The organism is Streptosporangiales bacterium (genome assembly GCA_009379825.1).
Taxonomy (GTDB): Bacteria; Actinomycetota; Actinomycetes; order Streptosporangiales; family WHST01; genus WHST01.
In genome coordinates this window covers 90,921-103,171 of the sequence record WHTA01000016.1, presented here as the reverse complement: position 1 = coordinate 103,171, position 12,251 = coordinate 90,921, and the positions used below count along the sequence as shown (strand labels likewise).

General features: G+C 70.3%; 14 protein-coding genes and 1 pseudogene. 10 read left to right on the top strand and 5 right to left on the bottom strand.

Going from position 1 to position 12,251, the window contains the following annotated elements:
* Positions 1-16 precede the first annotated feature (16 nt).
* Genes GEV07_11195 through GEV07_11175 form a run of 5 tightly spaced genes read left to right on the top strand, consistent with a single transcriptional unit; the run spans position 17 to position 4,289 of the window.
* Positions 17-787 (top strand): ABC transporter permease, encoded by a 771-nt coding sequence (locus GEV07_11195; protein ID MQA03256.1) that lies wholly within the window; start codon positions 17-19, stop codon positions 785-787.
* A gap of 60 nt (positions 788-847) precedes the next feature.
* A complete protein-coding gene (locus tag GEV07_11190; protein ID MQA03255.1) occupies positions 848-1,966 on the top strand; it encodes an ATP-binding cassette domain-containing protein in 1,119 nt (372 codons plus the stop codon).
* A 19-nt stretch (positions 1,967-1,985) separates the two neighbouring features.
* Positions 1,986-2,633 carry an ABC transporter permease subunit gene (locus GEV07_11185; GenBank protein MQA03254.1) on the top strand — a complete coding sequence of 216 codons (648 nt, stop codon included), beginning with the start codon at positions 1,986-1,988 and terminating at the stop codon, positions 2,631-2,633.
* Complete coding sequence (locus tag GEV07_11180; GenBank protein MQA03253.1) at positions 2,633-3,346, top strand: ABC transporter permease subunit; 714 nt, start codon at positions 2,633-2,635, stop codon at positions 3,344-3,346. The genes GEV07_11185 and GEV07_11180 overlap by 1 nt, the downstream gene beginning before the upstream one ends.
* Before the next feature lie 22 nt (positions 3,347-3,368).
* Complete coding sequence (locus GEV07_11175; protein MQA03252.1) at positions 3,369-4,289, top strand: glycine/betaine ABC transporter substrate-binding protein; 921 nt, start codon at positions 3,369-3,371, stop codon at positions 4,287-4,289.
* A 66-nt stretch (positions 4,290-4,355) separates the two neighbouring features.
* Here GEV07_11175 and GEV07_11170 read toward each other — a convergent pair whose 3' ends face one another.
* Positions 4,356-4,649 (bottom strand): DUF2218 domain-containing protein, encoded by a 294-nt coding sequence (locus GEV07_11170; GenBank protein MQA03251.1) that lies wholly within the window; start codon positions 4,647-4,649, stop codon positions 4,356-4,358.
* Between the two features lie 45 nt (positions 4,650-4,694).
* Positions 4,695-4,940, bottom strand: a complete 246-nt coding sequence (locus GEV07_11165; GenBank protein MQA03250.1) for a DUF2630 family protein — start codon at positions 4,938-4,940, stop codon at positions 4,695-4,697.
* Between the two features lie 158 nt (positions 4,941-5,098).
* Here GEV07_11165 and GEV07_11160 point away from each other — a divergent pair, with 158 nt between their 5' ends.
* A complete protein-coding gene (locus GEV07_11160; GenBank protein ID MQA03249.1) occupies positions 5,099-5,452 on the top strand; it encodes a hypothetical protein in 354 nt (117 codons plus the stop codon).
* A 130-nt stretch (positions 5,453-5,582) separates the two neighbouring features.
* Positions 5,583-6,878 (top strand): peptidase C39 family protein, encoded by a 1,296-nt coding sequence (locus GEV07_11155; GenBank protein MQA03248.1) that lies wholly within the window; start codon positions 5,583-5,585, stop codon positions 6,876-6,878.
* Positions 6,879-6,881: 3 nt separating this feature from the next.
* Here the strand turns inward: GEV07_11155 and GEV07_11150 are convergent, their stop codons facing one another.
* Entirely contained in the window at positions 6,882-8,480 is a 1,599-nt protein-coding gene (locus GEV07_11150; GenBank protein ID MQA03247.1) for a glycosyltransferase, read from the bottom strand.
* A 507-nt stretch (positions 8,481-8,987) separates the two neighbouring features.
* Between GEV07_11150 and GEV07_11145 the strand changes: the two genes are divergently transcribed.
* The 3 genes and pseudogenes from GEV07_11145 (at position 8,988) to GEV07_11135 (ending at position 10,805) form a co-directional block, all read left to right on the top strand.
* Entirely contained in the window at positions 8,988-9,791 is an 804-nt protein-coding gene (locus GEV07_11145) for a hypothetical protein (protein ID MQA03246.1), read from the top strand.
* A gap of 59 nt (positions 9,792-9,850) precedes the next feature.
* A pseudogene (locus GEV07_11140) lies at positions 9,851-10,442 on the top strand (response regulator).
* Positions 10,443-10,592: 150 nt separating this feature from the next.
* The gene (locus tag GEV07_11135) at positions 10,593-10,805 is read left to right on the top strand and encodes a hypothetical protein (protein MQA03245.1); all 213 of its coding nucleotides are present in this window, start codon (positions 10,593-10,595) and stop codon (positions 10,803-10,805) included.
* A gap of 626 nt (positions 10,806-11,431) precedes the next feature.
* Here the strand turns inward: GEV07_11135 and GEV07_11130 are convergent.
* Together GEV07_11130 and GEV07_11125 are read right to left on the bottom strand one after the other, a co-directional pair.
* Entirely contained in the window at positions 11,432-11,614 is a 183-nt protein-coding gene (locus tag GEV07_11130; GenBank protein MQA03244.1) for a DUF397 domain-containing protein, read from the bottom strand.
* A gap of 153 nt (positions 11,615-11,767) precedes the next feature.
* On the bottom strand, positions 11,768-11,995 hold the full coding sequence (locus GEV07_11125; protein MQA03243.1) for a hypothetical protein: 228 nt from the start codon (positions 11,993-11,995) through the stop codon (positions 11,768-11,770).
* Positions 11,996-12,251 lie beyond the last annotated feature (256 nt).

Below are 12,251 nucleotides of genomic sequence, written 5' to 3'. Positions count from 1 at the left end.
GGGCAGGGAGGCACTGATGTCGTCGACGTTGTTGAGTGTGGGGCCGTGGCTGGGCGTTGCCGTGGCCGTGTTGGCGGTCGTGGCGGCGGTTGTTGCGCGGGTGGGCAGGCTGGGCCAGGAACGCCGCATCGCCGTTGCCGCGGTGCGGGCGGTGGTGCAGCTGGGTGTGGTGTCACTGGTCATCACGGCGATCCTCGGGTCGTTGTCGCTGACCGCCGTCTTCGTGCTCGTCATGTACACCATCGCCGCTCGGACCGCTGGGCGGCGCGCCACCACGCACCGCAGCGGGTGGTGGGCCGCGCTACCGATCGTGGCCGGCACCGCACCGGTCATCGGGACGCTGCTCGCCACCGGTCTGTTGCCGGCCAAGGCGATCGCGGTGATCCCGGTCAGCGGCATCCTCATCGGCGGGGCCATGACCGCGACCGCACAGGCCGCGCGGCGCGCACTCGACGAGCTGCACACCAGGCACGGCGAGTGGGAGGCCGGCCTCTCGCTCGGCATGCTGCCGCGCGACGCCGGCCTGGAGATCTGCCGGCCGTCCGCCGCGCAGGCGCTCATCCCCGCGCTCGACCAGACGCGCACGGTCGGGCTGGTGACGTTGCCGGGCGCGTTCGTCGGCATGCTGATCGCGGGTGCGCACCCACTCGCGGCCGGGGCGACCCAACTGTTCGTGTTGGTCGGCCTGCTCGCCGTCGAGACCGTCGCCGTCGTGCTGACGCTCGAACTCGTCGTCCGCGGCCGCATCCGCCCACAACTGCGCGCATCGTCTGCCGCGTCAGCTTGACATGCGTACGTCCGGCTGAGAAGGATTGACCGGACCGCGGCAGGTGACGAGGGGACCGACGTGATCGAGTTCGAGTCCGTCACTAAGCGTTTCCCCGGCGCAGCGATCGGTGTCGACGAGCTCAGCCTGCAGATCCCGACCGGCCAGATCACCGTGTTCGTAGGTCCTTCCGGCTGCGGCAAGACCACGTCGCTGCGCATGATCAACCGGATGATCGAGCCGACGTCCGGCCGGATCACGCAGGACGGCGACGATCTCAGCAAGGTCGACAAGGCCACGCTGCGCCGGCGGATGGGCTACGTCATCCAGCAGGTGGGCCTGCTGCCGCACCGCACCATCATCGACAACGTCTGCACGGTGCCCTACCTCCTCGGCCAGAGCAAGGCGGCGGCCAGGAAGGCCGGCATGCAGCTGCTCGAGCGGGTCGGGCTCGATCCTTCGCACGCCAAGCGCTACCCCGCACAGCTGTCCGGCGGTCAGCAACAGCGGGTGGGGGTCGCCAGAGCGCTGGCCGCGGACCCGCCGGTGATGCTGATGGACGAGCCGTTCAGCGCCGTCGACCCGATCGTGCGGGAGAACCTGCAGGACGAGTTCCTCCGGCTGCAGCAGGACCTCAGCAAGACCATCGTGTTCGTCACGCACGACATCGACGAGGCCATCAAGCTGGGCGACCAGGTCGCGGTCTTCGGCGGCGGCGGCAGGGTCGTACAGATCGCGCCGCCCGCAGAGCTGCTCGCCAGCCCGAAGGACGAGTTCGTGGAGAGCCTCGTCGGTCGCGACCGCGGCTACCGCAGGCTGTCGTTCGTCACCGCGGCCGGTCTGCCCACCGAACCGGTCGCCACCGTCGCCACGGGCAGCCCGCCGTCGGACGTACGCGCGGCGGCCGCCAGGGCCGACCGGCGGTGGCTGCTCAGCATCGACCCCGACCAACACCCGGTGGCCTGGCTCGACGGCCACGACCAGTCCGACGACGAGATCGCCCACGTACCCGTCGGCACGACCTACACCACGGCCGACACCTGCCGCACCGCACTCGACGGCGCGCTGGCCTCACCCGCCGGACTAGCCGTCCAGGTGGACGCCGAGGGGCGCGTGGTCGGCGCGGTCGGCCACGACCAGATCGCGCAGTACGTCACCGCGTTGCGCAGCGCCGAAGCCGAGGCAGAGCCAGCACCGTGAACCCGTCGGGTGGGTACGCATGATCGAGTTCCTGGACGCGAACTCGCCGAGGATCCTCGCCGGCCTCGTGCAGCACCTCTACTTGTCAGTGCTACCGATCATCATTGGTCTCGTGCTTGCCATCCCTCTCGGCATGGCAGCGGTGCGTTCCCGGTGGATCGACGCACCGCTGCTCGGCGCGTCCAGCGTCGCCTACTCGATCCCGTCGCTCGCCCTCTTCATCGTGATGCCTGGCATCCTCGGCACGCAGATCCTCGACCCGATCAACGTGATCGTGGCGCTGTCGCTCTACACCCTCGCGCTGCTGTTCCGCAGCGTCACCGACGGCCTGAAGGCCGTGCCGGAACCGGTGCGGATGGCGTCCACCGCCATGGGGATGCGCCGGTTGCGGCAGCTGCTCACCGTCGAGCTGCCGATCGCCGTACCCGTCATCGCGGCGGGGTTGCGGGTGACGTCGGTCTCCAACATCAGCATGGTCAGCGTGGGCGCGCTGATCGGCGTCGGCGGGCTCGGTGACCTGTTCACCTACGGGTTCCAGATCGGCTCGCTGCCGCTGATCCTCACCGGCATAGTGCTCTCCGTAGCGCTTGCGTTCCTGGCCGACCTGATCATCGTGGTGCTGCAACGGATGCTCACACCCTGGGCCCGGGCGAGGGAGGCGCGCTGATGGTGGGCGACCTGTTCGCGTTCTTCGCCGACGCGCAGCACTGGACCGGGCCGGAAGGCATCCCGCTGCGCGCCGCCGAACACCTGCTTTACACGGTGCTCGCGTTGCTGATCGCGTTCGCCATCGCGTTCCCCGTCGGCCTGCTGATCGGGCACACCAACCGCGGCGCGTTCCTGGCGATCAACATCGGCAATGCCGGCCGCGCGCTGCCCACGCTCGGCTTCCTCGTGCTCCTGGTGCTGCTGACCACCGTCGGGCTGGTGCCGGTTCTCGTCGCGTTGGTGGTGCTCGCCATCCCGCCGATCCTCACCGCCACGTACGCCGGCATCCGCAACGTGGAGCCGGACATCGTGGACGCCTCCCGCGGCATGGGCATGACGGAGCGCCAGGTGCTCTTCCAGGCCGAGCTGCCCGCCGCGCTGCCGATCGTCGTCGGTGGGTTACGTACGGCGACACTGCAGGTCGTATCCACCGCCACCGTGGCGGCGTACGTTAGCTTGGGTGGCCTTGGCCGGTTCCTCATCGACGGCCTCGCACAACGGGAGTACCCCACCATGTTGGCCGGTGCCGTACTCGTCGCGGTACTGGCCATCGCGCTCGACGTCGTGTTCGTCGGGCTGAAGACGGTCGCGCAGCCAGGCGGGCTCGCGGCACGCACGAAACCGACGTCGAGGCGGCCGGTTACCAACCACCGACAGAGTACCGCTTCGTGACGACCAGAAAGGAGTGCGTGCGATGCGACGCACGCTCGTCAGCCTGCTGACCGCCGGGGCGCTCGTCCTCACCGCCGGGTGCGGTGGTGGCGGTGACCCGTTGGAAGGCGGCGACAAGGAGGGCGGCGCCAGTGGCACGATCACGGTGGGCGCCGCGAACTTCCCGGAGAACCAACTGCTCGCCGAGATCTACGCCCAGGTGCTCGAGGCAGAAGGCGTCAAGGTCTCGCGGAAGATGAACGTCGGCACCAGGGAGGCGTACATCCCGGCGCTGAAGGACGGCTCGATCGACCTCCTCCCCGAGTACACCGGCAGCCTGCTGGAGTACCAGAAGAAGGGGCACACCGAGGACGCTACGGACCCGGAGAAGGTGTACGAGCAGGCGCAAGCCAGCCTGCCGAAGGGCTTCGAGCTGCTGGACATGTCCTCCGCCGAGGACAAGGACGCGGTGGTCGTCACTCAGCAGACCGCGGACAAGTACGACCTGACCTTGCTCAGCGACCTGAAGCCGCACGCCCCGAAGATGGTCCTCGGCGGGCCGCCGGAGTGGGAGAAGCGGTACAACGGCGTCGAGGGTCTCCGCGAGGTGTACGGGCTGAAGTTCAAGAACTTCAAGAAGCTCGACGTCGCCGGGCCGATCTCGGTGAAGGCACTGAAGGACGGCCAGGTCGACGCGGTCAACCTGTTCACCACGCAGAGCGCGATCGAGCAGAACAACTTCGTCGCGCTCGAGGACCCGGAGAACCTCTACATCGCGCAGAACGTCACGCCGTTGATCAACTCCGAGAAGGCGGACGCGAAGACGAAGAAGGCGCTCAACGCCGTGTCGGCCAAGCTGACCACGGACAAGCTGAAGAAGCTGGTGGCCGAGGTCGAGGTGGACAAGAAGGACGCCGCCACCGTGGCGAAGCAGTTCATCGACGACAACGGCCTGGCGAAGTAGCAGCCGCGACGCCGCGGTGGACCATCGTGTAGCCAGCACACCCATGTTGGTCCATCGTGGCGCGGCTCAGCCCGGCTGTGCCCGTTGCCAGCTGACGACGAGCTCGTTCTTGCGGCCGAAGCGCTCCAGGTGGCTGCCGACGACCTCCTCCACGCGGCTGAGCTCGGCCTCGTCGGGGGCTTCGGCTTCGAGGATCAGCTCGCCCTCCTCGGCGCGCAGGGCACAGTGGCCGAACGGGAACGGCAGCGCACCGGCACTCCCGTCCCAGGTGGCATCGATACGGCGCGACATGTGGCTGGCCAGCTGCTTCGCGTAGCGGGCGGGCGCGTCGGTACGCACGGCGGCATACGAGCTCGGCATCGGACCCTTCCTTGCTGGTCGTCGTGTCCGCAGCCTAGCGCGGCGTCACTGCAGGTAGCGGCGTACCTCGCGCACCGTGCGGACGCCGGTCTCCAGCGAGTCCAGGCCGGCCTCCTTCGCGGCGCGGCGGCGGCGGAGCAGGTCCCAGCACTGGTCGAGCTCGTTCTCCAGCAGCTGCAGGCGCTCGCGCTCCGCGGCGCCGTCGATGTCGCCGGCGGCGAGCTGCTCGCGCAGGGTGTGTTCCTCGTCGACCAGTTCGTGCACCCGCCCGAGGATGTCGCGTTCGTCCATCGTGCGCCCCCTGCCGTCTGCGTCCGCCGTATGGCCCAGTCTGCCGTAACCGGGCCGGACGGTTCACCTAAGCTCACTCGCGATGAACCGACCGCACGCCCCCGCACCGGGGATCCCGGTACGTCGACACCTCCGGCCCCACCATCACCAGGTACGGCATGTACCCGATGTTCGTCGAGTTCGGTCCCGGCATGCGCATGTCGCTGGTGCCCAAGCGGCGGCACCAGTTCTTCCTGCCGCCCGGCTACTACCGGATCCTGTTCTACACGTCGTACTTCTTCATCAAGGTCGGCAAGGCGGAGACGGTGGTCGACACCCGTGCCGGCATGCCGGTGCACCTCGAGTACGCCGCGCCCTACACGATCTACCACCGCGGGTCCGCCGGCCCACCGCCACAGCAACGGCGGGGCAAGGGCATGCTCATCGGCCTGATCGTCGCGGTGGTCGTGCTGGTGTTCGGGGGCGCGGGGTGGGCCTCCTGCTCGCCTTCCTCGGCTACTGACACCAGGTAGGAATTCTTCCGTCTCCTGGCAGCAGTCCGTCGAAATGCTGCAGGATCCGCGCGGCACGCTCTAGGCTGAGCGGCGACCGGACGGGCCTTCGGGGAGGTCGGCAATGCGACGCAACGGGACTTGGCTGTCGGTGACGGCGACGGCCCTGGTGGCGGCCACGACGCTGCTGTGGCCGGGCGCCACGGCGCCGGCCGCGGCGAAGGAGTCCGCGGAACCGCGGCACGTCTCGTACCGCGAGTGGTCCGACGCCGACGCGTTCGCGGCCGGTCGCTCCGACGGCGTGCAGGTGCAGCCCGGTGGCCGGCTCGCCCTCGGCGACGGAGCCGGCGAGACCTCGTACACCGACCCGTTCGGCGACGGGAACGCCAAGAAGTACCGCACCGGCACCTGGACCTCGCCCACGCACGAGCACGAGCCCGGCTTCGGCACCACCGAGGCGGTGGCGTCCTGGAACGCCGACACCCCGACCGGCACCTGGATCGAGGTCGGCTTCCGCGGCCAGGTCACCGGCAGCGGCCGGTGGACGAAGTGGTACACGATGGGCCGCTGGACGTCCGGCGACGACTTCGCCGCCGGCGACATCCACCGCACCTCGGTACCGAGCCAGGGTGACGACGACGGCTACGTCGCCGTGGACACCTTCGTGGCGGCGAAGAAGAACGACGTGGACGGCGTGCAGCTACGCGTGCGACTGCACGCACCGGCGGGCTCTGACGCGACGCCGAAGGTCTCGAAGGCCAGCGTGCTGACGTCGCTGCTGCCGGACGGGAAGAAGGTGCCGACGAGCGACTTCACCCTCGGCCGCGAGATCGACCTGGAGGTGCCGGGCTTCTCGCAGAACATCCACGAGGGGCACTACCCGGAGTACGACAACGGCGGCGAGGCCTGGTGCTCCCCCACGTCGACCACCATGGCGCTGTACCACTGGGACCGCACCGTGCCTGCCGGGGACACCGACTGGGTGGAGCCGAAACCGCACCAAGGCCCGCAGGTCGACTACGCGGCCCGCAACACGTACGACTACGACTACGAAGGCGCGGGGAACTGGTCGTTCAACACCGCGTACGCCGCCGAGTTCGACCAGATGGAAGGGTTCGTGACCCGGCTGCGGTCGCTGGCCGAGGCGGAACGGTTCATCGAGCGCGGCATCCCCCTGGTCGTCTCCGTCTCGTTCGACGAGAAGGACATGGACGGCGCCGGGTACAGCACGACCGGGCACCTGTTCGTCATCGCCGGGTTCACCGAGGACGGCGACGTCATCGTGAACGACCCGGCGACCCGCGAGGGTGACGAGGTGCCCCGGGTGTACCGCCGCGACCAGGTGGAGAACGCCTGGCTGCCGCACTCCGGCGGCCTCACCTACGTCCTCCACCCCAGCGACGTCGAGCTGCCGCCGACCACCACCGCGGACGAGCCCAACTGGTGACGGTCAGAACGGCCGCCGCAGCTGGTCTCGCCACAGTTCCGGCCACGGCCACCTCGGGTCCGTGCACTCCCAGAGGGGGACGTCCTTGTTCGAGCCGGCCGTGCCCGAGCCGAGCCCGTCGACGGTGTCGACCCGCCGCACGTTGCCGAACGACCGGCGCAACTCGCGCGCGCTGCCACCGACGTACAGCACCCGCTCGGTGCCGGCCGGCGGCGCGCCGAAGTACCAGTACCCGCGGTTCGAGCTGTAAACCCGTTCCGGCAGGCCGTACCGCGGGCCGAACTTCTCCACCGCGGCGGCCTGGAAGTACCAGTGCGCCATGACGACCGTCCTGTCCCGCTGCTGCGCGGGCAGGTCGCGGTAGGCCGCGGCGGTGCCTTTGGCCACCTCGGACCAGCCGCCGCTGAGGCCCATGCCTGGCGTCGCCGTGGCGAACGTGCTCACCCCGACGAGCACCGCCGCCACCACGCACGCGGGCACCGTGGGCACCCACCGCCACCACCGTGCCGCCGCGGGGTTGCTGCCGCTCGGCGTGGCGGCCGCCACGCCGAGCGGCAGCAACCCCGCGGCGTAGTAGAACCCACCGCCGGTGACCGCGAACAGCACCGTGGTGCCGATGGCCGCCCACCCGAGACACCGGTACGGGCGCAGCTGTTCCGTCCGCACCAGCCGCCACAGGCCGGCACACAACAGGAACCCACCGGGCAACCCGGCACCTACGACGACGGCGGGCACGAACCAGGCCGGCTCCCAGATCAGCTTCGCGCCCTTGGAGAGCACCTGCGCCATCTCCAGCTGCGGCCAGCCGTGGCTCGCCTGCCAGAGCACGCCAGGGATCATCGTGAGCACGGTGACCGCCGCGCCCAGCCAGAGCATCGGGCGCAGCAACAGGCGCCGCGGCCCGACCGCGAGCACCGCCACGGCGAGCACGACGAGGAAGCCACCCACCAGGTACTTCACCTGTACGTCCAGCGCGATGACCAAGCCGAAGAGCAGCAGATAACGGTCCGCGCGCACGCCGTGGTGCCACAGCCGCAACCAGCGGACGAGCAGCCAGATCGCCAACGTCCACAGCACCGGGTCGATGGAGTACGTCGCGAGCACGCGGCCGAACCCGAGCAGCAGCGGCGACAGCGGGTACGCGGCCGCGGCCAGCCACTGGGCGCGGCCGCGTACCCGCTGAACTCCCTGGCGAGCAGCACGCTCAGCACCACGCCCACGCCGGCGAGCAGCGTCATCGGCAGCCGCAGCCACACCAGCGAGTCCGGGGAACAGGTCGTCGAGGAAGCGGGCCAGCAGCGGCACAAGCGGCGGCTGGTCCGCGTAGCCGAACGATGGACGGTTGCCGGCACGGATGAAGTAGACCTCGTCGGCCAGGTACCCGCCGCGGCCGCTGTTGAGCAGGAGCACGAGGCTCGTCGCACCCGCGATGGCGAGCACCGGTCCGGCGGCGAAGCGCGGTAACGCCGCCCCTTCGAGCTCCGTGGGCTGGTCCGTACGCGTGGGTGTGGCATGGCAGCAGCCTGGCGGACGGCGGCGCGGCGTCGCGTCGCGTCGCGTCGCGTCGCGTCGCGTCGCGTCGGCCGAACGTGCATGCCGCATCGACCAACGGCTAGGGCGAATAGCCGCAGGTTGCTGTCTGCTCGCACCGCCGCCCCGTGGTGTTCCGCGACATGAGCTGCGCCCAACCTGCTGCCCCAGAGCACGACCAGCGCTGGCTGCTGTCCGCGCTGTTGCTGCCGGAGAGCGACGGTGCACCCGCACCGCCGCGCACCCGCCGCACCCGCCGCGAATGGGTGCGGGAGGTCGGCTACGTGGCCCTTTTTGGTGCTCGTCGCCGCCTTCGGCGTGACCGGTTACGCGGTCGCCGAGCCACCGGTGTCGACCGCGCTCGTGGCCGTCGACGCCGCCGGGGCGGTGCTCGGCTGTGTGGCCCTGTTCGCGTGGCGGCGGCTGCCGGTGGCGAGCACGGTCGTGCCGGCGGCGCTCGTCGTCGTCGCGCCGGCCATCGGGATCCCCGCCGCCATCAACCTCACCCGCACCACGATCCACCGGCGGCTCCCCGTCGGCGCGGCGCTCACCGCACTGCTCGTGGCATCCTGGCTGGCGATGCCGCTGCTTTACCCGATCGCTCCGCTGCCCTACACCGGGCACCTGGTGATCGTGGTCGCGTCCGGCGTCGCGCTGTTCGCCTGGGGCAGCTTCGTCCGGGCGAGGCGACAGCTGCTGCTCTCCATGGCACGCCGCGCCGAAGCGGAACAACAGCAGCGGGTGGACGAGGCGAAGCAACTGGAGCGCGAGCACATCGCCAGGGAGATGCACGACGTGCTGGCGCACCGGCTCTCGCTCCTGAGCATGCATGTCGGGGCACTGGAGTTCCGCCGCGATGCACCGACCGACGAGGTCGCCGCGTCGTTGAAGGTGATACGCAACAGCACCCACCAGGCGCTCCAGGACCTCCGCGAGGTGATCGGCGTACTCCGCACCGGCATCACGGACGGCAACGGCGACTACCCGCAGCCGACGCTCGCCACGGTGCGCGAGCTGGTGAACGCGGCGCAGGCGGCCGGCGTGCAGGTGACGTACGACGAACACGTCGACGACGTGGACTCGGTGCCGGCAAGCGTCGGCAGGACCGCGTACCGCGTGGTGCAGGAGGCAATGACCAACGCACGCAAGCACGCTCCTGGCATGCCGGTCACGTTGGACGTGCACGGCGGCCCTGGCGCGGGACTGACCGTGCGGGCGCGCAACGCGCTGCCGCCGACCGACGAGCCCACCGGCGTCCCCGGGGCGGGCACCGGCCTGATCGGCATGACCGAGCGGGCCGAGCTGGCCGGCGGGCGGCTGAGCCACGGACGTACCCCCGCCGGCGAGTTCGGACTTGAGGCGTGGCTACCGTGGCCGACGTGAGCGAACCTGTACGGGTACTGCTCGTCGACGACGACCCACTGGTCCTCGCCGGCCTGCGGATGATCCTCGGCGGCACCGAAGCTCGACGTCGTCGCGGAGGTGACCGACGGCGCGGACGTCGCCGCCGCCGCCCGCACCCACTCCCCCGACGTCGTGCTGATGGACATCCGGATGCCGAAGCTGGACGGCCTCACCGCGACCGAGCAGCTGCGCACCCGCGCGGACGCGCCCGAGGTGATCGTACTCACCACGTTCGACACCGACGAGCACGTGATGCGCGCGCTGCGTGCCGGCGCGAGCGGCTTCCTGCTGAAGGACAGCCCGCCCGAGGAGATCGTCCGCGCCGTGTCGCGGGTCGCGGCCGGTGACCCGATGCTGTCGCCTTCCGTCACCCGTCAGCTGATCGGCCACCTCGCCGACAGCGGCGACGACCGCCGGCTGCGCGCCGGCCGGCTGGTCGAACAGCTCAGCGACAGGGAGCGCGAGGTCGTCGTCGCGCCCGCCGTCGGCAAGTCGAACGCCGAGATCGCCGGCGAGCTCTACATGAGCGTCGCGACGGTCAAGGCACACATCTCCCGGCTACTCACCAAGCTGGGCATGAACAACCGCACCCAGCTCGCCATCCTCGCCCACGACGCAGGGCTGAGCTGACGTGGTCAGACGCCCAGGCTGGGGCGGGCGTCCATCCACGGCCTGGCGTCCTGGAACACCTTCGCTGCCGCGAGCACGGCCGCGTCGGCGTACTTCCTGCCGCCTGGCCGGTATCAGGTCCGGTTCCACACCTCCTACTTCTTCATCAAGGTGGGCAAGGCGGAGACCACGGTCGACACCCGTTCCGGCATGCCGGTGCTCATCGAGTACGCCGCGCCGTACACGATCTACCACCGCGGCTCGGCCGGCCCACCGCCGCAGGAGCGGCGAGGCAAGGGCATGTTCGTCGGCCTCATCGTCTTCGCGCTCATGATCATCCTGGGCTCGGCGGTGGGCATCGTCCTCGCCTTCCTCGGCCTGTGATGCGAGCCCGGGTTCTCGGGCGGGGCGTCCCCGCTCATCCGAGCCGGCGTGGCCGTCTCGGACCTGAGCAAGCGGTGGAGCCGACCGGCTCCGGTCTTGGTGAGGTGGACGTGCAGGACGGGCTAGCAGGCATCGTCAAGGCTCGGCGTGACAGTCGCCAGGTCCTCGGCAGTGGAGCCACCCCGCCGCAGAGCCTCACCGAGCGCGGCGGCGGCGCGGCGGGCGTCACGGTAGGCCGTGACCACCTCGCCGGCCCGGCCGGGCGAGGTGGCACGGAGTGCGTCGTCATCGTTAGCGGTCACTGCCGCGGGTCGGTCCTCCATTCGGTGCCGCCGGTGCTGTCGGGGGCTCGCACGGGCCATCGCGCGAGCGCGAGTGGTCAGGTGGTGGCCAGGGCCCAGAACACGACCGAGGCGACAAGCGCCACCGCGAGTAGGACAAGACCGACCTTGTCCCTGTGCGCTGGTTCGGTCCTGTCGTGCATGACTGCTCCGTTCGCGTCCGGTACGGGTCGCACGGTGTGTGCCGGCCGGGCGGGCGGCACGGGGACGTGACCTACCCGCCCGGTCCGACTGTCTGCCCGCCGGTCCAGGGGCGCGATCGCGGCGGGCAGCCTCACCATGCGGCTAGCTGAATTCGCCGGCCGCCGCGCCGCGGACGAACGCGCGCCACTCGGCGTTGTCGAACACCAGCGCGCCGCGCTGCGGGTTCTTCGAGTCCCGCACCGCCACACCACCAGCGATCAACGCGACCTCGACACAGTTTTCCGGGTTTGAAAAGGTCGACTTCCGCCATGTCGCGTTCGTCAGGTCGACACCGTACAGATTCTGCAGCTCGTCCTTCACTTCGGGTTCCTCTCGATCTCTCAGGGCGACCGCCGGGGTGGGTCACACCGGCGGGATCAAAGGGGGCGGGGCCGTGCCCGACCTCGGGGACTATCAGGCACGGACCCCGACCCGGCTCTAGTGGTCCGGCTCCGACCTGGTGCGGCGCCTCGCCTCGGTCAGCCGCTTCCGCGCGCCATGCACATGGCCACGTTGGATCAGCGACTCGATCTCAGCAGCCTCGTAGGCCTCGATGCCATCGAACCGCTGAGCGCGAGCCAGCGAGTCCAGCGCCGCCAACTGTTCCGCAGTCCACTCGCCGCGCTCGGCCCGCAACCGCGCATGCATGGCCACGAGCTGCTCCACGTCCAGAGCACCGTCCTCAGCGGATCCGTCACCGCCTGCACCGTCACCCCTCATCCCCCTCACGCCTCCTCTTCACCACACCCGCGTTGCTCGGCGGAGCGGTCGCCGGCTCGGGGATCCGGCGATCCGCCCCGCCTCGTCCTCAACGCGACCTCGGCCCGGTGTTCCATCCGAGCCGGCGTCGCGGCTGCTGTTCCTGGCCAGGTCATGTCGACCGACAGTAGCCGCACAAAAAGTGCGGGTCAATACTCAATGT

What these genes read in the sequence shown, in the direction of transcription:
- GEV07_11195 (MQA03256.1), top strand. Translation starts at nt 17, where the DNA reads ATGTCGTCGACGTTGTTGAGTGTGGGGCCGTGGCTGGGCGTTGCCGTG.
- GEV07_11185 (MQA03254.1), top strand. Translation starts at nt 1,986, where the DNA reads ATGATCGAGTTCCTGGACGCGAACTCGCCGAGGATCCTCGCCGGCCTC.
- GEV07_11180 (MQA03253.1), top strand. Translation starts at nt 2,633, where the DNA reads ATGGTGGGCGACCTGTTCGCGTTCTTCGCCGACGCGCAGCACTGGACC.
- GEV07_11175 (MQA03252.1), top strand. Translation starts at nt 3,369, where the DNA reads ATGCGACGCACGCTCGTCAGCCTGCTGACCGCCGGGGCGCTCGTCCTC.
- GEV07_11170 (MQA03251.1), bottom strand. Translation starts at nt 4,649, where the DNA reads ATGCCGAGCTCGTATGCCGCCGTGCGTACCGACGCGCCCGCCCGCTAC.
- GEV07_11165 (MQA03250.1), bottom strand. Translation starts at nt 4,940, where the DNA reads ATGGACGAACGCGACATCCTCGGGCGGGTGCACGAACTGGTCGACGAG.
- GEV07_11160 (MQA03249.1), top strand. Translation starts at nt 5,099, where the DNA reads ATGTACCCGATGTTCGTCGAGTTCGGTCCCGGCATGCGCATGTCGCTG.
- GEV07_11150 (MQA03247.1), bottom strand. Translation starts at nt 8,480, where the DNA reads ATGCGGCATGCACGTTCGGCCGACGCGACGCGACGCGACGCGACGCGA.
- GEV07_11145 (MQA03246.1), top strand. Translation starts at nt 8,988, where the DNA reads ATGCCGCTGCTTTACCCGATCGCTCCGCTGCCCTACACCGGGCACCTG.